The sequence below is a fragment of the Alistipes sp. An116 genome, from assembly GCF_002161005.1.
In the GTDB taxonomy this organism is placed as follows: domain Bacteria; phylum Bacteroidota; class Bacteroidia; order Bacteroidales; family Rikenellaceae; genus Alistipes; species Alistipes megaguti.
Window position 1 is genome coordinate 43,874 of the sequence record NZ_NFLR01000007.1, and the last position, 20,747, is coordinate 64,620.

Consider the following 20,747-nt stretch of genomic DNA (forward strand, 5'->3'; position numbering starts at 1 on the left):
GGATCCGGAGACCGGCCCGATTCACCGATACAAAGATCGGAAGAAGATTCGGGAAAAGCTGTAGATGAATTACCGATTTTACAACCCCAATTACGGATTGGCCGACGCCCTTGAAGATGTTTTTTTTCCGTTCAGAGACGTCGGAACCGATTTTTTCGCTATATTTGTCCGACACAAGAGGGGTGCCTTCGGGAAAAACGGACGCCGCACGGGATTCACACCGCCGGCGGGCAGGTTCCACGCAAAGGCTGAGATCACACCCTATGAACTTGATGCGGGCAACACCGACGAAAGGACTTGTTCATAGACCGTAATTTCTCACGGGCACGTCTTCTGCAAATTACGGGATCCATCATGGAAGTAACCATCAATCACAAGCCGGTCGGAGTCGAGACTCCGATGAGTCTGGCCGAACTGCTCGCGCACGAGGGAATCCCCGCCGAAGGGGTTGCCGTTGCGGTGAACAACCGCGTGGTGCCGCGCAGCGAATGGGCCTCGAAACCCCTCGAGGAGGGGATGAAGATCACCGTCATCCGAGCCGTCTGCGGAGGATGATGCGGATCGTCGTCATCACGGCGCCCGACTTCGTCCGGGGCGAGGCGGAGACGATCGGCCGCCTGCTCGACGCAGGGGTCGACCGCCTCCACCTGCGCAAACCCGCGTCGGAGGAGGGCGCCATGCGGCGGCTCATCGAGTCGCTGCCCGAGGCGTTGTACCCGCGTCTGAGTCTGCACGACCACCTGCCGCTGGCCGCCGAATACGGGCTGGGAGGCGTCCATCTCAACGGCCGCAATCCGGAGGCGCCGAAGGGTTTCGCGGGATTGCGGAGCCGTTCGTGCCACACGCTCGGGGAGCTCACGGCCTGCGCCGCAACGACCGACTACCGCTTTCTGAGCCCGATTTTCGACAGCATCTCCAAGAGCGGTTACCGGTCGGCCTTCGACGAAGAGGTGCTGCGCCGGGCCTCGCGGCAGGGGGTGATCGATGCGCGGACGCTGGCACTGGGCGGCGTCGAACCCGAACGGCTGCCGCTGCTGCGCGACGTGGGATTCGGAGGTGCAGCGCTGCTGGGGTGCATCTGGCGCGACACCTCCCGCGAGGGGCTGCGGCAGACGCTCCGACGGATCGAACAGTACAGAAACGCATAGAAAAACCATGTTGCAATTCATCACACATCGGAACGACCGATACGACGAAATCTCGGGCACACGGGCCGTCCTCGAGGGGGGCTGCCGCTGGGTGCAGCTCCGCATGAAGGATGCCCCGGACGAGGAGTTCCTGCGCGTGGGACGCGAGGTGGGACGCCTGTGCCGCCAGTACGGCGCGACGTTCCTCCTGGACGACCGCGTGCACCTGGTCACGGAACTCGGTGCCGACGGCGTCCATCTGGGCAAGAACGACATGCCGCCGCGCGAGGCCCGCACGCTGCTCGCCGCCGGAACGATCATCGGCGCGACGGCCAATACGTTCGAGGATATCGAACGGGCCGCAGCGGCCTGTGCCGACTACATCGGGCTGGGGCCGTTCCGCTTCACCCAAACCAAACGCAATCTGAGCCCCATCCTCGGGCTGGAGGGTTACCGGGAGATCTTCACACGCTGCCGCGCGGCGGGCATCACGCTGCCGGTGGTGGCCATCGGCGGCATCACGGCCGCCGACATTGCGCAGATCCTCGCCACGGGAGCCACGGGCATCGCCCTTTCGGGAGCGCTGCTCGGCGCCGCCGACCCCACGGAGGAGACTCGCAAAATCGTCGATATTCTAAAACAACACAAATCATGAACGAATTGGTAATCGGCGGACGGACGTTCCGTTCGCGTCTGTTCGTCGGCACGGGCAAGTTCAGCTCCAACGAGTTGATGTCGCGTGCCATCACCGCCTCGGAGACCGAGATGATCACCGTGGCCATGAAACGGGTCGACATGTCCAATCCGCAGGACGACCTGCTGGCCCATATCCGCCGTCCGGGCGTGCAGCTGCTCCCGAACACCTCGGGCGTGCGCAACGCCGAGGAGGCCGTTCTGGCGGCCCAGCTGGCCCGCGAGGCCTTCGGGACGAACTTCATCAAGCTGGAGATCCACCCCGATCCGAAATACCTGCTGCCCGACCCGATCGAAACGCTCCGCGCCACGGAGGAGCTGGCCAAGATGGGCTTCGTCGTGCTGCCCTACATCCAGGCCGACCCCGTGCTGTGCAAGCGCCTCGAGGAGGCCGGTGCCGCCACCGTCATGCCGCTTGCGGCACCGATCGGCACGAACAAGGGTCTCGTGACGCGTGAACTGCTCGAGATCATCATCGAACAGAGCAACGTTCCCGTGGTGGTCGATGCCGGCCTGGGCGCGCCGTCGCACGCCGCCGCAGCCATGGAGCTGGGGGCCGACGCCGTGCTGGTCAACACGGCCATCGCCGTAGCGGGCGATCCCGAACGGATGGCCCGGGCCTTCGCACGCGCCGTCGAGGCGGGCCGCGAAGCCTATGAATCGGGACTGGGCGCCCAGTCGCGCCATGCCGAAGCAAGCAGCCCGCTGACCTCGTTCCTCGACTAAAACCGTGCGTACGATGTTTTCCGAGGAATTAGCCAAATACGACTGGGAGGAGACCACGGCACGGATCCTCTCGAAGACGGCCGCCGATGTCGAGCGGGCCCTTGCGAAGGAGTACCCGACGCTCGACGACTTCATGGCGATGGTCTCGCCGGCTGCCGAGGCCTATCTGGAGCCGATGGCCCGACTGAGCCGCCGCTATACGCAGGAGCGTTTCGGCAAGACGATCTCGATGTACGTTCCGATGTACATCACCAACTCGTGCACCAACTCGTGCATCTACTGCGGATTCAACCGCCACAACGCCATTCCGCGCGTGATCCTCACGCCGGAGCAGATCGAGGAGGAGTGTCGGGCGATCCGCGAACTGGGTCCGTTCGAGAACCTGCTCATCGTCACGGGTGAGAATCCGCGGGCGGCAGGCGTCGACTACATCGAGCAGGCGCTGCACATTTGCCGCCCGTACTTTAACAACCTGACGATCGAGGTGATGCCGCTTTCAGCCGAGGATTACGAGCGGCTGACCCATTCGGGTCTGAACGGCGTGGTCTGCTTCCAGGAGACCTACAACCGCAAGAACTACAATATCTACCACCCGGCGGGCATGAAGTCAAAATTCGAGTGGCGTGTCAACGGCTTCGACCGCATGGGTCAGGCCGGGGTCCACAAGATCGGCATGGGCGTGCTGATCGGACTCGAGGAGTGGCGCACCGACGTGACGATGATGGCGCTGCACCTGCAGTACCTGCGCCGTCACTACTGGAAGACGCGTTACAGCGTCAACTTCCCGCGCATGCGGCCGTCCGAGGGGCACTTCCAGCCCAACGTCGTGATGAGCGACCGCGAACTGGCCCAGGTGACCTTCGCCTTCCGGATCTTCGACCACGACGTCGACATCTCCTACTCGACGCGCGAACGCGCCGAGTTCCGCAACCATATGGCCACGCTGGGCGTCACGTCGATGAGCGCCGGCTCGAAGACCGATCCGGGAGGCTACCGCGTCTACCCGACGTCGCTCGAGCAGTTCACCGTCAGCGACGAGCGTACGCCGTCGCAGGTCGAGGCCGACATCCGGCGTGAAGGCTACGAGGTGGTCTGGAAGGACTGGGACAAGGTCTTCGACTGATGATGGACTCGACGGAACGTTACGCCCGGCAGACGATGCTCCGGGAGATCGGCCCCGAGGGTCAGCGGCGTCTTGCCGAGGCGTCGGTGCTCGTGGTCGGGGTCGGCGGACTGGGCTCGCCGGCGGCGCTCTACCTCACCGGTGCCGGAGTGGGCCGCCTCGGGCTGGCCGACCCGGACCGCGTCTCGGAGAGCAACCTCCAGCGGCAGACGCTTTACACCGAGTCGCAGATCGGACGCCCGAAGACGGAGGCGGCCCGCGAACGGCTGTCGGCCCTCTGCTCGCAGACGCGCTTCACGTGTTACGACGAGGGGCTCACGGCCGAAAATGCCCGGGAGGTGATCGAGGGCTACGACCTGGTCGTGGACTGCTGCGACAACTTTCCGACGCGCTACCTGATCGACGATGCGTGTGCGGCCTGCGGCAAGCCGTGGGTCCACGGCTCGATCGGCGAGTTCCAAGGGCAGGTGGCCCTTTTCAACGGACGCTCGGGGCGCCGCTATGCGGAGCTCTACCCCGACCGCGAGGCGCTGTGCGCCCGGCCGCGGACCACAAGCGGCGTGCTGGGCACCGTCCCGGGAGTCATCGGTACGCTCGAGGCGTCGGAGGCCATCAAGTGGATCGTCGGCTTCGGCGAACCACTCGACGGACGTCTCTTCACCCTTGATTTGAAAACCCTGCAAACCGAAATCATAACCTTTTAAGCAAAAGACAACAGAAATGGGAAAAGGATTCGACCAGTACGCATCGGCCTATGATGCCTGGTTTCTCGACAACCGCAACGTACTCTATTCCGAGGTCAATCTGGTAGCCTCGACACTCAAGGATGCCGGGCGGGTGCTCTCGGTGGGCTGCGGCAGCGGTCTGTTCGAGAAGATTCTCCGCGAGGAGTACGGCATCACCGTCACCGACGGCATCGAACCCTCGAAGGGAATGGCCGAAATCGCCCGCAAGCGGGGCATGCACGTGGTGGAGGCGACGGCCGAGGAGGCCGATTTCGGCCACGGGACCTACGACACGCTGCTCTTCAACGGCACGCCGAGCTACATCGGCGACCTGCGGAGCGTGGTGCGCAAGGCCTACGAGGCGCTGCCCGCCGGGGGCCGGATCATTCTGATCGACGTGCCGAAGGAGAGCTCCTACGGCCTGCTCTACAACCTGGCCAAGGCCGTCGGGACGTGGGATCACCCGCTGCTTGCGGGGTGCTACCCGCCCAACCCCTACCCGATCGAGTTCGTCGATGTGGCTGCCTGGCGCACGACGGCCGAGAAGGTGGAGCTGCTGCGCGAGGCGGGCTTCACCGATCTGGAGTTCTCGCAGACGCTGACCTCGCACCCCGTCTGCTCGAACGACGAGGAGGAGCAGCCCACGCCGGGATACGGCAAGGGGGATTACGTGGCCGTTGTGGCCCGCAAACGCTGACCGGCCATGAGACGCTGGAGCGATGAGGCGTGGGAGGCGGCCCTCCCCGTCTACGAAAAGATTCTCGCGCACCCGTTCGTCGGGGCGCTGGCCGACGGAAGCCTTCCGGAGGAGCGTTTCCGCTTCTACATCCTGCAGGACGCCCTCTATCTGGACGGTTATGCAAGGCGGCTGGCCCACGTGGCCGCGCGTCTGCCCCGCAAGGAGCAGGCCGAACGCTTCCTGCACTTCGCGCTCGACGGTATCGAGGTCGAACGGGCCCTCCACGCGCAGTTCCTCGCGGGGAGCCACCCGGCCCCCGAAGAGATCAGCCCGACGTGCCTGCTCTACACCTCGGTGCTCGACGCCCAGGCGCTGGCTCCGGTGGAGGTCGAGGCGGCGGCCGTGCTGCCCTGCTTTGTGGTCTACCAGCGGGTCGGCGAGTGGATCCATGCCCGGGCGGAGAGCAACGGCCGACGGGCAGCCGACGGGCTGGCCGCAGGTTCCGCGACGCACGCCGACACCCCGACCGGGCCGAAAGCGCACAGACCTCTTGCAGAAAATCCCTACCGGGCGTGGATCGAGACCTATGCCGATCCGGCCTTTGCCGCCTCGGCGGAGCAAGCCACGGCGATCTGCAACGAACTGGCCGCCGCGGCAGGCGAAGAGACCCGCCGGCGGATGAGCGAACTCTTCGTGCGCTGTACGCGCATGGAGTGGCTGTTCTGGGAGAGCGCCTGGAATCTTGAAACGTGGAAAATATGAACAACGAAACCCCAAAACACTACAAACGCGCGCTGACCATTGCGGGGAGCGACCCCAGTGGCGGCGCCGGCATCCAGGCCGACCTGAAGACCTTCTCGGCGTGCGGATGCTTCGGAACGTCGGCCATCGTGGCCGTTGTCGACGAGAATACGGTGGGCGTCACGGGCGTCCATCCCATCCCGGTGGAGTTCGTCACGGGACAGATCCGCTCGGTGCTGGACGATATCGGCACCGACGCCGTGAAGATCGGCATGCTGCACTCCTCGGAGCTGATCCGCGCCGTGCGCGACACGCTCCGCCCCTACGGGCTGCGCAACGTGGTACTCGACCCGGTGATGGTGGCCACGTCGGGCGATCCGCTGCTGCAGCAGGAGGCCGTCTCGACACTGCGCGACGAGCTGATCCCCACCGTACGGATCATCACGCCGAACATCCCCGAGGCCGAACTGCTGCTCGGACGGAAGATCGACCGACAGGAGTCGCTGCCCGAAGCGGCACGCGAACTCTCGCGCAACGCGGGCGGTGTCTCGGTCTTTCTGAAGGCGGGCCACCTGCACGACGAGGAGCTCGTCGATATCTTCTACAACGCCGAAGAGGAGCGCATCCTGCCGCTGCGCTCGCGCCGTCTGGCAACGCGCAACACCCACGGCACGGGCTGCACCCTCTCGTCGGCACTGGCGGCCTTCCTGGCCCGGGGCTGCTCGCTCGACGAGGCGGCCACGCGCGCCAAGGAGTACATTGCCGGGGCCATCGAAGCCGGGGCAGCCTACGAGATCGGCCACGGACACGGCCCGGTCCACCACTTCTTCCGCTTCTGGGAGTAGCACCCAGCAAGGGACTGAACAAAAGGGGTGCGGCATGCAATTGCCGCACCCCTTTTTTCGAGACAAAGACTCTTCCGGGAGAGCTTCCGAGTAACAAAATAGTAACAAAATCGGCCTGAGAACGACCGGGAAAAGCGGATCAGCCAGCCGTCCCGAGGTGTAGAAAAAAAAGCAGTAACCGTTGCAAATGGCTGCATTCCATCACATTACAAATCAGACTACCGGAATTTTTCCCGATCCTTCCTGTATATCTGATAACTGTTCACGAAATTCTGCCAGACGATATAGGCCGTCGGGGCAATCGACGAGATGGGATTCAGAAAGGCCTGCGCCATCCACACGGCCAACACCGTATTTTTCTGCCCGAGCGACTGACCGCCGGCCGGCGGATCGCCATACCGACGACCAAGCATGCGCCCCACCTTGAACTGCACCAGACAGATCACCAGAGCGGCAAAGGCCAGCCACAACTCCGTCGACATCGAGGCATCGTGGAGGTCGATGATGAAACAGGTCGTACGGCCGATAATCACCAGCAGCGACAACAGCCACATGTAGAACGAGATCAGACTGTGATCGCCGATCCATCGGGCCGCCTTCGGGAAGACAAAACGGAAGAACTGCGCCGCGGCAAACGGTCCGATCAACAGCGGAGCGATGCGGGCCAGAATCTGCGAGAAGGTGCAGACGCCGTTGCCCGTGAAGGTGAGGATCACGGGGGCCACCAGCGCAATGGCCATGTTGCAGATCAGGCTGTAGGTGGCCATCGTGGCGACGTTGGCACCGAGCATGCCGGCGATGACCACGGCGGCCATCGCCACGGGAGCCAGTACACAGACCATGGCACCCTGAGCCACCACCTCGTTCAACGGGCGCAGCACCAGATAGACCGCCACACACATGACCACCTGGAAGAGCAGCAGCCAGAGGTGCAGCATCGAAGGTTTCATCTGTTTGGGGCTGACGCGGCAGAAGGTGACGAAGAGCATCAGGAAGATCAGCGTCGGGGTGATCATCTGATGACTTGCGGCCTCAAGTCCGGCGAGCGGCCGGCACAACAACGCCCCCACCACCATGACCGAAGGCATGGCAATGGTCTTCAGGTTGCGGTGCAACGATTCGGAAACGTGCATTACCTAAGCGAGCAACTCCTTGACCCGGGCCGAAATCTCCTTGCCGTCGGCACGTCCGGCCAGACGTTTCGAGGCGACGCCCATCACCTTACCCATCTCCTTCATCGACGTGGCACCCACCTCGGCAATGATCGTGCGAAGCTCGGCCGTCAGCTCTTCGGGCGTGAGCTGCTTGGGCAGGAACTCCTGATAGACGGCCACCTGCGCCAGCTCCTCCGACGCCAGATCGGGGCGGTTCTGCTCGGTGAAGATCTGTGCCGAATCGGTGCCCTGCTTGGCCAGCTTCGAGATGATTTTCAGCACGTCGGCATCGGGCAGTTCGGCCACCTCCGGACCGGCCGTCTTGGCCTCGATGATGTACTTCTTCGCATTGCGGAGCGCACTCAGACGCACCGTGTCCTTGGCCTTCATGGCCTCCATGATCCCTTTCGAAATCTGCTGTTCCAATGACATAACGTTATAAATTTTAGAATGTAAAACCTTTTTATCTCTACCTTTGCTTCACGAGGAAGTCCAGCACGTCGCGCATCATCCGATCGCGCTCCACCTCGCCGCCGATCGTCTCGAACGGGAAGCCCGCGACGAAGGTCCGCCCGGCGGATTCACTCGCCACGGCGGCCGTGCCGTTACCGTCGACATAGCGCATCACGGCAAAGGCCTCGCGGCCGACCGGCTCCAGCGCATCCGACCGCTCGACGACGTAGCAATCCGGACGATACTCCGTATTGAAGCGGTACTCGCCGCGCGAGAAGCCCGGATGGGCCGTCACGACGCGCACGCGGCCCGAACCCGTCGCGCGACACGCCCCCAGCCGGCAGCGCAGCACCTCCCCGGCGAAGCTCCGCTCACGCTCCGAGGCGGCCTGCCCGGCCAGATCCGACAGCACATAGGCACCCGAAGCGAACAACGCCCCTCCGTCGGCCAGATAACGTCTCAGACGACTCTGCAAAGCCTCGGGAAAGACCTCGAAGGCGGCATCGGCGATGCCCCGTCCGATCGTCGTGGTGCGCTGCTTGCCGAGGATCAGATCGACGGCATCGTATCCCCGCAGCGCCACACGCCCCTCTTCGACGGCCCGGGCCGAAGTCGAACAGTAGGAGTAACCGGCGGCCGCCATGGAACGGCCGTGCAGCGACGGATAGTCGAACGTATTGCCGCCGATGACGTCGGTCTCGTAATCGCGGTCGCAGGCCCCGAGCGCCAGGCTGTCGACATTGCTGCGCGCCATCGCGAGGTCGAAGACCCGCTGCGGCCCGACGAACGAGATATCCATGCGGTCGGGCACCCCGCCGTCGAGATCCATGCGGAAACCGGCCAACGAATCGCTGCGCATCGCAACGGGGCCGCTCACGCGGTCAAAGCCGTTGACGATCAGTACGCGTCCCCGCTCATCGGCCACCCGGCATGCGGCCAGCGTCTCGCTCGGGAAACTCTCGCCGCCGGCATTGACGGCCGTCACGCGGAAGGCGTAGCGGCGGCCGGGCTCCAGGTCGACGATCAGTTCGGGACGGTCCACCAGACGGCCGTTATCGAAACCGCCGTCGTCGAGCCGCATGTAGACCACATAGCCGGTCGGCACGGCCGACGCCTCGAGCGGATCGACGGTCGGCTGCCACGAAAGGCGCACGCGGTCGTCAGCCGTGAATTCGGCGGCAAACGAGCAGACCGGAAGCGGCTGAACCGTTACTTCCGATAATCCGTATTGCGAGCTGACATAGCGCAGGATACCCTTATAGACGGCGCGGCTGACCGCAAACCGGAACCGCGGATCCTGCCCCAGACGCATGTCGGCAAAATTCTGGTGCGAAAGCAGTTCGAGCAGCATCGTCGGGACACTCGGGACACGGGCTTCGTAGTAGGCCCGGTTCCAGAGTCCGCGCCGCTGCCAGTCGGGCTCATAGAGGTGGCGGATATCCTCGACCACCTGGGTCTGGACAAGGTCCGTCAGATCGCGCGAACGGTAGCGGTCGGCACCGCCCGTGAATTTGCCCCCCTGTTCGCGCGTATAGAAGATGCCCAGCGTGCCGACAATGCCGTCGCCGTCGCGCACCCCGGCATCCGAATGGAACGCGAGGGCCAGATCCAGCGGAATGTGCAACCCCGTCGAGTCGGGCAGGCGCTCCGAACCTCCCATCACGGCATTGACCCAATGGGCCCGCGACATGTAGTCGTCCTTGTAGTCGTCACGGTCGTGTTTGGGCGTGTAGACCCCCTCGGGGAAGCCGGCCCACTGCAGCCAGTAGCGAGCCCCCTCGCAGAAGCGCGGATAGCCGCTCGTCTCGGCGATATATTCGCGGTCGGCATGGCGCAGCGAGTCAATCGGCGTGCGGGCCACGTTGCCGAAGCCGCCGCCCAGTTTCACGGCATCGGCCGAAACAAGCCGTCCGGCCCGCCGCGAGCGGTTGGTCAGCGTCACAAGCGTCTGCTCGCCCGCCGCAAAGGTGAATCGTCCGAGGTAGATCCACGTCCCGCCGCCCATCGTCTGATTGACGGCAAATTCGGTCTCGCCGCCCAGGTGGTGCACCGTATAGTGGGCATCGTCAACGCTCTCGGGGGTCGACTCGTAGCTGACATAGACGGCATATTCGCCCCGCTCGGGGATCGTGGCCCGCCACGCAGCCTCGCCCGAGGGGCGATGGGTCACGCTGCGGATGCGACGCGTCGTGCCGTCACGGAAGGGATTCTCGCCCGTGAGGTAGACCTGCCGCAGATGGGCGAAGCCCGTGCCGCCCTCTTCCCACGCCCCCTGTTCGGCGTATTCGTCCCGCGCGTCGTTGTCCGCGAGCACCTCGTGAAGCTGCACGTCGCGTTCACGGGGCAGCACCACGCAGGCCCCGGCGTTCTCCAGCATCGGAACCAGGTAGGGCAGCACGTAACTCTGCGTATAGAGGTCCTCGCACGTCTGCCACAGCGTCGAACGCTGCCACCGCCAACAATCCCGCGTCTGGTCGAAATAGCGGCCGTGGCTCTGCCAGAGGGCGATATGGCGTCCGGCAAGGCCTCCGGTCACGGTGCAGGCCGCCGAGAGCGAAGTCACCAGCGGCCGTACGGACCGGTTGGTGAAGGGGATGAGGCGTCGTTTTTCGATCAGTCGCCGCGTCTGCCCGGCATCGCGGCACGCCATGGGGATCAACTCCCCCACCTCGCGGTTGTCGGTATAGAGTTCGATCTGCGCCTTGCGGTACTCGGCGGGCAGCAGCGCCCGCACCGAATCGCGCATGGCGGCGGTATTCTCCACACGGAAGGGATAGTACGAAAGTCCGATCGTCGCATAGATGCGCACCGTGCGACGCGATGCCTTCACGGCCTGCACCCGCACGGTGATCGGCTCGGCCTTCTGGTAGCCCCCCGAGACCTCGCGCGAGACGATCCGCGACAGCGTGCGGCCGATCCGGGTTCGCGTCGCCGAAGAGATCGAGGCGGCCGAGAGGGTCGTCGAAATGGTTAATGCCAAAAGCGAGGTGAAGATATGTAAATACCTATTTTTCATTTCGTTGTGACAGTATATACATGCCGATGACGGTAAAGGCGGCGTTATAGATCAACAGTTCGAATCCGATCTGGTAGTCCCACCTCTCGCGGGCCCAGAACTGCAGCAGCGCACTCAGCACCGGAGCTGCAACGGCCACCAGCGGCATCCAGCGGTCGCGCACCCGGCGGCGCGTCATCATGCCGAAGGCAAACATGCCGAGGATCGGACCGTAGGTGTAGCTGGCCACCTTGTAGACCAGATTGATGACGCTGTCGTCGGCCCAATACTCGAAAGCCAGAATCACTCCGGCCATCAGCAGCGCCATGCCGACATGCACCCCCTTGCGCAGGCGGGTCAGCCGGCAGTCGTCGAGTTGTTTCGTCCCCTCGAGGATATCGACCGTAAAGGAGGTGGTCAGCGCTGTCAGGGCCGATCCGGCAGCTGAATAGGTGCTTGAAATAAGCCCGACAACAAACAGAATGCCAACCACAAGCGGAAGTCCACCTTCTACGGCCACCATCGAAAAGACCTGGTCGCTCTTTGCGGGCAGCGGCAGCCCCGTCCGGTCGGCGTAGAGGTAGAGCAGCACCCCGAGAACCAGGAAGAGGAAGATGACGAAGATCTGGCTCACGGCCGTCAGCACGATATTCTTCTGCGAGTCGCGCGGCGTGGCACAGCTCAGATTGCGCTGCATCATGTCCTGATCGAGTCCCGTCATGGCCACCAGCAGCACGATACCCGCTGCAAACATCTTCCAGAAATAGCGCCCCGAGGCCGGGTCGTCGAAGAAGAAGATCCGCGACATGGGCGACCGGGCCACCTCGCGCGCCGTCTCAGCGGCCGAAAGGTCCAGCGCCCGCATGATGAAGAGGATCGACAGCACGAGGCTCCCGACCAGGCACAGCGTCTTGAGCGTATCGGTCCAGATCAGCGACTTGACACCCCCCTGCCGCGTATAGAGCCACACGAAGGCCATCGTGACGAGGGCATTGGCCCAGAACGGAATGCCGTAGTGCGAGAAGACCAGCAGCTGGAGCACCGCGCAGACGACGTAGACGCGCAGGGCGGCGCCGAGCATCTTCGAAAGGAAAAAGAACCAAGCCCCGGTGCGGTGCGAGGCGACGCCGAAGCGGTCGTCGAGGTATTCGTAGAGCGAGACCACCCGCAGGCGGTAGAAGGTCGGAATCAGCACGCAGGCCACGATGAGCTGCCCCACCGTGAACCCGGCAACCATCTGCATGTAGGAGAAGGAATCGACGGCCACCGACCCCGGGACCGAGATGAAGGTGACGCCCGACATTGCCGCGCCGATCATCGCAAAGGCCGCCATATACCACGGCGTGCGGCGGTTGCCGGTGAAGAAGCCCGCATTGTCGGCCCGGCGGCCCGAAAGCCATGCCACGACGAACAAGACGGCGATATAGCCCAATACGGTGAGAATGACGGCTGCGGGTGTCATGTGGTTCGGTTTGCGGAAGTCCGGAATTACACGTTGCCGGATCGCGGCACCCCGGTGGCGGGATGTCGTACGGAACGGATCTTCCGGTTCGTATCGGGACAAAGATACGAAAAAGCTCGATAGGATATACCCCGCACGACTACATTCAGGGTGTTCCTGTTGCGTGACCTCAAGGCGAGGCCTGCAAACGGCGTCCGACGGCCGGGCCCGACCGCGCAAAGGGCGTCACGCCGATCGGCTCGAATTTCAGGGTTTGGCGATTTTTTCGTATCTTTGTCCGGATCGGCACGTTTCGTCCGACCGTCAGTAAACTTGTAACCCATCAAAAATCGAACAGTATGGCTTTCTTCAAGGAATTCAAAGAGTTTGCTCTCAAGGGCAATGTCATGGACATGGCCGTCGGCGTGATCATCGGCGGCGCGTTCGGAAAGATCGTCTCCTCGCTGGTGAACGACATTCTCATGCCCCCGATCGGCGCCCTGATCGGAAATACCGACTTCTCACAGTTGCGGATCGATATCTCGAAGGTCCGCGACGTGACCGCGGGCGCCGTGCGGTCGGTCGGAGAACTCGTCGGCGACGGCGCCGCTGTTGCTCAAAACGCCCCCGTGGAACCCGTCTACTGGAACTATGGCGCCTTTATCCAGCAGTGCATCGACTTCACCATTCTGGCCTTCTGCGTCTTCCTGATGGTCAAACTGATGAACCGCCTCATGAAGAAAAAGGCCCAGACTCCCCCAGCTCCCCCCGCTCCGTCGAAGGAGGAGCTGCTCCTCACCGAGATCCGCGACCTGCTCAAGGCCCAACAGCAAAAACAAAACTGACAATCGAAAGCATATCGTCATTCAATCCGGATCAAAATGGTCCGGATTTTTCATTTCAAAACAATTCGAAACAATATACCCCACTATTTATGTTTCGAAATTGGATTATAACGAAATTGATGTTATATTTGCGAGGAACAGAAACCTAAAACGAAATCCCCATGAAAAATCGACTCCAAACTGCAGGGCTCGGTCTCCTCGCGCTGGCTGCCGGCGGATGCTCCAGCCAGAAACCAAACCAACCGAACATCATTCTGATTCTCGCCGATGACCTCGGCGCCGAATGTCTCGGCTGTTACGGCGGCGTCAGTTACCAGACCCCGCACCTCGATTCACTCGCCCGACAGGCCATCCGCTTCGAGAACATGCACGCCTTGCCGCTCAGCACCCCCTCCCGAGTGCAACTCATGACCGGCGTCTACAACGACCGAAACTACGTCAACTTCGGATACATGAACGACGACGAACACACCTTCGCCCACCTCGCCCAACAAGCCGGATACTCCACGGCCATCGTCGGAAAATGGCAACTCGGACGATCCCGGGAGATGGTTCCCAAACTCGGTTTCGACGAATGGTGTCTCTGTCAACTCGAAATCTACAAGGAACTCGCCGGCGATAAGGCCACAGACCGTTACGCCTTCTCCTATCTCGACAACAACGGCCGTTACGACTTCAGTTACTACGGCCCGGATGATGCTCTGCGATACGCTTTCGACTACATCGACCGGCAGGCCGCGGCCCGAAAACCATTCCTGCTCTACTACCCTACGCCGCTGGTACATACACCCCATGTGCCGACGCCCGACTCCGAATGCTGGACCGATAACCCGGAAACCCGGTTCATCCATGACACCCGCCACTTCCCGGACATGGTCGCCTATCTCGACAAACAGGTCGGCAAGTTCGTCGACAAACTCCAGACCGACGGCCTTTGGGACAACACCATTCTGATCTTTGTCGGGGACAACGGAACCATGGAACAGGTCGTCTCGAAACTGGACGACGGCCGCGAAATCAAGGGCGGAAAAGGCAACTCCACCTCCAACGGTACCCATGTCCCGCTGCTCATCGCCTGGGGTGACAAGATCAAAAGCGGACGAGTCAGTCAACGTCTCGTCGATTTGACCGACTTCATGCCGACGCTGGCCGATGCCATGGGTGTCAAGATCCCCGATGAGTGGAACACTGAAGGAATTTCGCTCTATCCCGAATTATGTGGCGATAAACCCCTCGAGCGAGAGTTCACTCTGATGCACTTCAACCCCCTCTGGCCGCACAAAGCCTACCCGAGAGCGGCCCGCTGCGCCTTCAACACCCAGTACAAATATTATTGGGACGGACGATTCTACAACTTTGCGGAGGATCCCATGGAACAGCACCCGATCGACGTAAAACAATGCTCGCCCGAGGTACAGGCCTTGTATGCAAAACTCAAGGCCAAAGTCGACGAAATGCCCGATTGGTATCCGGACAAACCCGGAGCTCCCAGACACGGTGACTACAAGAGTTTTTACGACGCCAATCCCAAACCCGCAATCTGAAAACAGAAGCCCCGGCCTTCGTGCCGGGGCTTTCGCTTGAACGGAATGGGCAATCTCCGAACAGAGACCGCACCCGTAGCAGAATCTCATACCTCCGGAACCCCTGCACCGGATGCGGATGATGCTGGCGGGGCCGGAGTTGAAACGTCGGGTGATGACGATGCAGATGATGCGGGGGAAATCGAGGCGGGTGATGTCGAGGACGAAGGCGTGGAGGACGAAGGATTCGATTGCTGCGGCATATACTCCTGCAATATATAGGTCGTGAAGATCGGGAAGAACATCATCCCCAGCGACGGCAGCAGCACGCAGACCACCTTCCCGACGGCCGTCACCGGAAAGATCTCCGCACCGACGGTCGTGACGTTCATCCACGCCCACCACAGCGCATTGCCGAACCCTTCGAGTTTCGGATTCACCAGCACCTCGTAGTCGTAGAAGACCAGCGCCGAAACGTAGGTGAAGACCACCACCGTGAAGAGATACGCCGCAAAAAGCCACCGCATCCGGCCGCCCCGTTTGCCCCGCACCATCCACTCCACGATGAGAAACATCGCCAGAAAGGCCCGAAGCATCGGAACCAGTCCGACCAGGATCCCCCAATCGTGGGTCATGCGGACGCCCGTCCACGAAATCAGCGTCAGGTAGGGAATCGATATCAGCAAATAGAACAGGTGGCGCACGAAAAAACGACCACGGTGCTCGGACTGCAGTATCCGAAGCAAAAAGTCATAGAGAAAAATCACGCAAACAAAAAACTGGATCGTCAAATAGGTCATTGAAAGGTAGCGGTGATCCCCGGCTATGATCTCCCACGAAAGGGACACCAGCAACGTGATTCCGGCCAACAATTTGACAATGCCCAGTCGGTCGGTCGATTCGGCGTGTTTGGATTCAGAGATGGTCATCGTATTTCAATTTCACGCAGGTGTCTCAAAATCAATGCCAAGGATTTCAAGGCCCAATTTTCTCGCGTTTTTTCGCCCGAATATTTTGCAGGTTTCGATTTTTCCATTACCTTTGCACTCGCAATCAAGCAATGGCGGGATAGCTCAGCTGGTTAGAGCGCATGATTCATAATCATGAGGTCGAGAGTTCAAGTCTCTCTCCCGCTACAAACCCTCCGAAAACCACTTGCTGGCAGCAAGTGGTTTTTCTTTTACTACTTACTACTCCCCTTCATACACGCGATGTGGCCGCTTGGCAATCCGCCACTCCCCCACCTGCAGCATTCCCGCACCAAACAATTTACACCGATTCCATCACAAAGCACCACTTCGTGAAGCTATCCTGAGGCGTGTGGAGTCCGTACAGACCGGGGCGATTGCCGATTGCATCAGCAAGAAAAGACGGAAGGGAGGGGGGGATAGGCGGCAGAGTCTATGGCGGGACAAGGCAGGAAAGGGAAGAGGGCAAAAAGATGGCGGGGCAAGGCAGGAAAGGGAAGAGGGCAAAAAGAAAACCGCCCGCAACCCAGGTTGCAGGCGGTCGTTCACAAGTCGAAAGGTTATCAACCGATGTCGACCAGCGGAGCGTCCGTCGGAACGTTCTGGCCCACGCTTACAAAGATCTGCTTCACCTCACCGGCATAATCCGTCGTGATGGAGTTCTCCATCTTCATCGCCTCGAGAACCAGAATCTCGTCGCCGACCTTCACCTGATCGCCGACCTTCACCTTCAGCTCGATCACACGACCCGGCAGCGGCACCGTAACGGCCTTGCCCTGAATGGTGATCGAAGCGGCTTCCGGCTCGGCAGCCGGCTTCGAGGCCGGAGTGGCAGCCGGCTTCGAGGCCTCGTAGGCCTTCACCTTCTCGTTCGTCAGGAAGGTCTTCGCTACAAGCGGGAACAGCTCCAGCAGCAGCACCTCCTTCTCGTTGGCCGCCAGTTTCACGCCGCCGGCCTCGGGAAGCGTCGGATTCGGCTGCATCTGGTATTTCGACGTATCGTAGGGGGTCTCCTCACGCACACCGCAGATCTTGAAGCGGAACTCCGGGTCGATCTTCACCGGCGTCTTGCCGTATTCGCCCCTCACCAAGCCGACAAACTGCGACGATTTGTTCGTGTACATCGGACGGCCGGCTTTTTCGTCCAGGGCGCAGTTCACGGCCTGAGCACCCACGATCTGCGACGTCGGCGTCACCAGGGGCGGAAGTCCTGCGGCCAGACGAACCGTCGGGATCAGCTCCATGGCGCGCGGAAGGATCTCCTCGGCCTTCAACTGCTTGAGCTGGGCCACCATGTTCGAGTACATGCCGCCCGGGATCTCGGCCTTCTGGACCAGTTCGTTCGGAGCCGGGAAGCCGAAGTAGGCCTCGATCTTGCGGCAGGCGTCGATCGTAGCAGCCTCGTCGTCGGCCTGCGCAGCCTTGATGGCGCGGTCGAACAGGGCGTCGATCTCCGCCGGCAACTTGTCCGTCAGCGGGTTGAAAGGTTTCGGCTCGGGTTTCTCCACGCCGAAGACCGACATGTTCAGCTCCTTGCGGATCTCACGCAGCTGCGTGTTGATCTTCGCGACGGCCTCCATGTTGACACCCAGGTCGATGCCCAGCTTCTTGCAGAAGACGTAGACCAGCTCGATGGCCGGAGCTCCCGTGCCCCCGGCGAAATACCAGCAGTTCGTATCGACGATGTCGACGCCCGCGATGATGGCGACCAGCACCGATGCCAGACCGTAGCCCGGCGTACAGTGGGTATGGAAGTCGACCGGAATCGAGAGGTTCTGCTTGAAGAGTTTGACCAGCGTGGCAACGCGGCGCGGCGGAATCAGTCCCGACATATCCTTGATCGTGATCATGTCGGCGCCCAGTGCGGCCATCTGGCGGGCCTTGTCGAGGAAATAGGCATCGGTGAAGACCGGAGCCGGATTCTTCTTGCCCTTGAGCTTGTCCCAGAAGCTCAGCGCCGGATATTTCGGGTCCACCGTATAGCAGACGGCGCAATCGGCAATGCCGCCGTACTGCTTGACATATTTGACCGTGGATTTTACGTTGTCGACGTCGTTCAGCGCATCGAAAATACGCATGATACCCAGTCCGCTCTCAATCGCATTGCGGCAGAAGCCGTCGATAATCTCGTCCGTATAGGGCGAATAGCCGAAGAGGTTGCGGCCGCGCGAGAGGGCCGTGAGTTTCGACACGTTGCCGACGGCCTTGTAGATCGTCTCCAGACGCGTCCACGGATTCTCGTTCAGGTAACGCATCACCGAGTCGGGCACGGCGCCGCCCCAAACCTCCATCGCATAGAAATTCGCATCCTTGTAGAACGGCAGGCAGCGGTCGATCTGCTCCTGGTTCATACGCGTCGCAAACGACGACTGCTGGCCGTCGCGCAACGTCAGATCTCTGATTTTGAGATTTCTTGCCATTTGTATTCCGATTTTACTGTTATTACAATAACAAAGGTAGTAAAGCCGTACAAATTTGCAACTTTTTTATGGGATTTTTTTACAAAAAGATGTCAAAAAGGCCCTTCACGATAAGAAAACGGGGTATCGGAGGGTCAACGAGGCTGTGAATCGAGAACGAAAAGGCAGTCCGGCGTGCGGTAACGACACCGGAACGGAGTGCCGTCGGCGGAGGAAACCGGCTATCGGAAAGAATCTTACGGGGTAAACGGCCGGCGGAGAGTCACTGGCAGATGCGGTTCCGCTCCAGGTAACGGCACTTGAAGAGGTTGACGAAGTAGAGAAACATCGCCAGAAGCAGCGGTCCGAAGATCACCCCCATGAAGCCGAAGAGCGAAAGCCCGATAATGACCCCGAAGATCGTCACCAGCGGATGGGTATGGGCCATGCGCCGCTGCATCAGGAAACGCACGACATTATCCACGTGGGTAACCACCAGCGTCCCGTAGAGCGTCAGCCCGATAGCCGGCGCCCAGCTACCGGTCAGGGCCATAAAGAGTGCCAGCGGAATCCACACCAATGCCGTGCCGACGATCGGGATGACCGTCGCAAAGCAGGTCAGCACCCCCCAGAACAGCGGACTCGGAGCCCCGAACACCAAATAGCCCACGTAGGCCACGATGCCCTGGATGACGGCCAGCAGCGGGATGCCGATGGCATTCGAACGGACGATGAGGTGGATTTCGTGGATAACCTTGCGCGAGATGCGGGGGTCGAAGGGCATCAGAGAGCTGCAGTAGGCCTCCATCCGACGACCGCCGGTGAGCATGAAGTAAAGCACGAAGAGCAGCACCACGAGGTTGATGGCGAAATCGACTGCCCCGACCACCACCCACTGCCCCACGCGCGGAATATATCCCAACAGCCACCGCACGTTGGCCTCGGACCAGAGTTCGTAGCCCGTGCGCGCCTCGACCAGTTCGACAAGGTGTTTCACCGGGACGAGGATCGAACGCGGATCGACCACCACACGCTGGACCTTCACGGCGACCATCCAGCCGATCAGCGATATGGGAATCAGAAAGCAGATCACCGCCTCCGCCAACAGCACCGTAGCAGCCAAACTCGGACGCCAGTGCCGGTGTTCGGTCAGTTGCCACAGCTGACGCCGCAGCAGAATGTAGATCGTCACGGCTCCGAGCAGTCCGCCCAGAAAGGGAAGGATCTCCACGAAGATCGTCACGCCCAGGCCGGCGATCAGTACATAGAGCGAATATCGCCCGTATTTTTCGCGAAAGGATGACATACGCGGCCTCTGTGCTGCAAGGAGCGTGCCGCAACATACGCGAGAGGACGGGCATGAAGGGGCTCGATGCCAAGAGGGAGAGGTGTACGGGGAGGTACTCAACGCCGACGCGGTCCAAGAGATGGCCGGGAGAAATACCCAACGGCGAAGCGGGCCAGGAAGTGTCGGGCGGAGGCTCAGCCGAGCAGCTGCCGGCGCAGCGTCGCACAAGAAGCCGACGGATTCCGGTGGTCGAAGAGGAAACCGTGGATGCCCAGCCGTTCGGCCGCTGCGACGTTGGCCTCGCGGTCGTCCACAAAGAGGCTCTGCGAGGGATCGAGACCGTAACGCTCGAGCAGAATCTCGTAGATGCGCGGCTCGGGTTTGACGACAAGCTCCTCGCACGAGATGACCTCGCCGTCGAAAAGTCCGTAGACCGGGAAACGGCGCAGGTGGGCAATGAATTCGTGGGCCATGTTCGACAGAACATACAACCGGAAGCGGCCCGAAGCCTTCAGGTCGCGGACAAGCTGCTCGGTCACCGGAATCGGCTCCTGCAGGTCAATGGCCTGTTGCAGCACCTCGGCACAGCGGGCGTAGGTCTGGCCCGTCATCTCCACAAGCGTACGGGTCACCGACTCCAGCGTATTGGTGCCCCGGTCGTAATCCTCCCAGAAGCGAGGCATTTGAGGCGCCCGCAAAAAGCTGAAATAACCCAGCAGATCCGCATCGCATTTCCGTTTGTCACGGGCGAACAGCACGCCCCCAAGATCGAATATGATATTTTTCATGGTCGTCGTTTTCGGGGGCAAAGATACGGATCCTCCTGCGCAGAAGCAAATTTTGCACGCCCGTTCCGCCCATACGGCACAGAAAAAGGAGACAGCCCTCTTTGGAGAGCTGTCTCCCTGAATCGTGCATCGAACGGTATGAGGCATGAACCGGGCGGTCGTTCCGCGGTTCGCACACCCCGCATTCCGAACCGGGCAAAGGCATCGGCGCACACCCCTCCCTCTTCCGGTCCC

Annotated in this window: 19 protein-coding genes, 1 tRNA gene and 1 riboswitch; of the genes, 12 read left to right on the forward strand and 8 right to left on the reverse strand. The window is 61.5% G+C overall.

Features of this window, described 5'->3' with window-relative positions:
- Positions 1 to 168: 168 nt before the first annotated feature.
- Positions 169 to 313, forward strand: a riboswitch (TPP riboswitch).
- Positions 314 to 354: 41 nt separating this feature from the next.
- The 9 genes from thiS to thiD are packed head-to-tail and all read left to right on the forward strand — an operon-like array spanning position 355 to position 6,659.
- Positions 355 to 555: a sulfur carrier protein ThiS gene (gene thiS, locus B5E60_RS06390; protein ID WP_087310472.1), complete on the forward strand. Its 201-nt coding sequence runs from the start codon at positions 355 to 357 to the stop codon at positions 553 to 555.
- The gene (locus B5E60_RS06395; protein ID WP_239403251.1) at positions 552 to 1,148 is read left to right on the forward strand and encodes a thiamine phosphate synthase; all 597 of its coding nucleotides are present in this window, start codon (positions 552 to 554) and stop codon (positions 1,146 to 1,148) included. Before thiS ends, B5E60_RS06395 begins: the two co-directional genes overlap by 4 nt.
- Positions 1,149 to 1,155: 7 nt before the next feature.
- Positions 1,156 to 1,782, forward strand: a complete 627-nt coding sequence (locus B5E60_RS06400) for a thiamine phosphate synthase (protein ID WP_087310474.1) — start codon at positions 1,156 to 1,158, stop codon at positions 1,780 to 1,782.
- The gene (locus tag B5E60_RS06405; protein ID WP_087310476.1) at positions 1,779 to 2,546 is read left to right on the forward strand and encodes a thiazole synthase; all 768 of its coding nucleotides are present in this window, start codon (positions 1,779 to 1,781) and stop codon (positions 2,544 to 2,546) included. Before B5E60_RS06400 ends, B5E60_RS06405 begins: the two co-directional genes overlap by 4 nt.
- A gap of 13 nt (positions 2,547 to 2,559) precedes the next feature.
- The gene (gene thiH, locus B5E60_RS06410) at positions 2,560 to 3,669 is read left to right on the forward strand and encodes a 2-iminoacetate synthase ThiH (protein ID WP_087310478.1); all 1,110 of its coding nucleotides are present in this window, start codon (positions 2,560 to 2,562) and stop codon (positions 3,667 to 3,669) included.
- Positions 3,670 to 3,671: 2 nt separating this feature from the next.
- Positions 3,672 to 4,373 (forward strand): HesA/MoeB/ThiF family protein, encoded by a 702-nt coding sequence (locus B5E60_RS06415; protein ID WP_087310666.1) that lies wholly within the window; start codon positions 3,672 to 3,674, stop codon positions 4,371 to 4,373.
- 16 nt (positions 4,374 to 4,389) lie between these two features.
- Positions 4,390 to 5,091, forward strand: coding sequence for a class I SAM-dependent DNA methyltransferase (locus B5E60_RS06420; RefSeq protein ID WP_087310480.1), 702 nt, complete (start codon positions 4,390 to 4,392; stop codon positions 5,089 to 5,091).
- Positions 5,092 to 5,097: 6 nt separating this feature from the next.
- On the forward strand, positions 5,098 to 5,835 hold the full coding sequence (locus tag B5E60_RS06425) for a TenA family protein (protein WP_087310482.1): 738 nt from the start codon (positions 5,098 to 5,100) through the stop codon (positions 5,833 to 5,835).
- Entirely contained in the window at positions 5,832 to 6,659 is an 828-nt protein-coding gene (gene thiD / locus B5E60_RS06430; protein ID WP_087310484.1) for a bifunctional hydroxymethylpyrimidine kinase/phosphomethylpyrimidine kinase, read from the forward strand. Before B5E60_RS06425 ends, thiD begins: the two co-directional genes overlap by 4 nt.
- A 218-nt stretch (positions 6,660 to 6,877) precedes the next feature.
- Here thiD and B5E60_RS06435 read toward each other — a convergent pair whose 3' ends face one another.
- The 4 genes from B5E60_RS06435 to B5E60_RS06450 are packed head-to-tail and all read right to left on the reverse strand — an operon-like array spanning position 6,878 to position 12,723.
- Positions 6,878 to 7,792 (reverse strand): transporter, encoded by a 915-nt coding sequence (locus tag B5E60_RS06435; protein ID WP_087310486.1) that lies wholly within the window; start codon positions 7,790 to 7,792, stop codon positions 6,878 to 6,880.
- Between the two features lie 3 nt (positions 7,793 to 7,795).
- Positions 7,796 to 8,245, reverse strand: a complete 450-nt coding sequence (locus B5E60_RS06440) for a GatB/YqeY domain-containing protein (RefSeq protein WP_087310488.1) — start codon at positions 8,243 to 8,245, stop codon at positions 7,796 to 7,798.
- A gap of 37 nt (positions 8,246 to 8,282) precedes the next feature.
- Positions 8,283 to 11,246, reverse strand: a complete 2,964-nt coding sequence (locus B5E60_RS06445; protein ID WP_446697999.1) for a golvesin C-terminal-like domain-containing protein — start codon at positions 11,244 to 11,246, stop codon at positions 8,283 to 8,285.
- Between the two features lie 25 nt (positions 11,247 to 11,271).
- On the reverse strand, positions 11,272 to 12,723 hold the full coding sequence (locus B5E60_RS06450; protein WP_087310669.1) for a sodium:solute symporter: 1,452 nt from the start codon (positions 12,721 to 12,723) through the stop codon (positions 11,272 to 11,274).
- 338 nt (positions 12,724 to 13,061) lie between these two features.
- Between B5E60_RS06450 and mscL the strand changes: the two genes are divergently transcribed.
- Both mscL and B5E60_RS06460 read left to right on the forward strand, forming a co-directional pair.
- On the forward strand, positions 13,062 to 13,547 hold the full coding sequence (gene mscL / locus B5E60_RS06455; protein WP_087310492.1) for a large-conductance mechanosensitive channel protein MscL: 486 nt from the start codon (positions 13,062 to 13,064) through the stop codon (positions 13,545 to 13,547).
- 161 nt (positions 13,548 to 13,708) lie between these two features.
- Positions 13,709 to 15,091 (forward strand): sulfatase-like hydrolase/transferase, encoded by a 1,383-nt coding sequence (locus B5E60_RS06460; RefSeq protein WP_087310494.1) that lies wholly within the window; start codon positions 13,709 to 13,711, stop codon positions 15,089 to 15,091.
- Between the two features lie 86 nt (positions 15,092 to 15,177).
- Here B5E60_RS06460 and B5E60_RS06465 read toward each other — a convergent pair whose 3' ends face one another.
- A complete protein-coding gene (locus B5E60_RS06465) occupies positions 15,178 to 15,999 on the reverse strand; it encodes a potassium channel family protein (RefSeq protein WP_087310496.1) in 822 nt (273 codons plus the stop codon).
- Positions 16,000 to 16,132: 133 nt separating this feature from the next.
- On the opposite strand from B5E60_RS06465, the gene B5E60_RS06470 reads away from it, so the two are divergent.
- A tRNA-Met gene (locus B5E60_RS06470) sits at positions 16,133 to 16,206 on the forward strand.
- Between the two features lie 395 nt (positions 16,207 to 16,601).
- Here B5E60_RS06470 and B5E60_RS06475 read toward each other — a convergent pair.
- The 3 genes from B5E60_RS06475 to B5E60_RS06485 form a co-directional block, all read right to left on the reverse strand.
- Positions 16,602 to 18,458 carry a biotin/lipoyl-containing protein gene (locus tag B5E60_RS06475; protein ID WP_087310498.1) on the reverse strand — a complete coding sequence of 619 codons (1,857 nt, stop codon included), beginning with the start codon at positions 18,456 to 18,458 and terminating at the stop codon, positions 16,602 to 16,604.
- Between the two features lie 262 nt (positions 18,459 to 18,720).
- Positions 18,721 to 19,743 carry an AI-2E family transporter gene (locus B5E60_RS06480; RefSeq protein ID WP_087310500.1) on the reverse strand — a complete coding sequence of 341 codons (1,023 nt, stop codon included), beginning with the start codon at positions 19,741 to 19,743 and terminating at the stop codon, positions 18,721 to 18,723.
- Between the two features lie 176 nt (positions 19,744 to 19,919).
- Positions 19,920 to 20,513 (reverse strand): HAD family hydrolase, encoded by a 594-nt coding sequence (locus B5E60_RS06485; RefSeq protein WP_087310502.1) that lies wholly within the window; start codon positions 20,511 to 20,513, stop codon positions 19,920 to 19,922.
- Between the last annotated feature and the right edge of the window lie 234 nt (positions 20,514 to 20,747).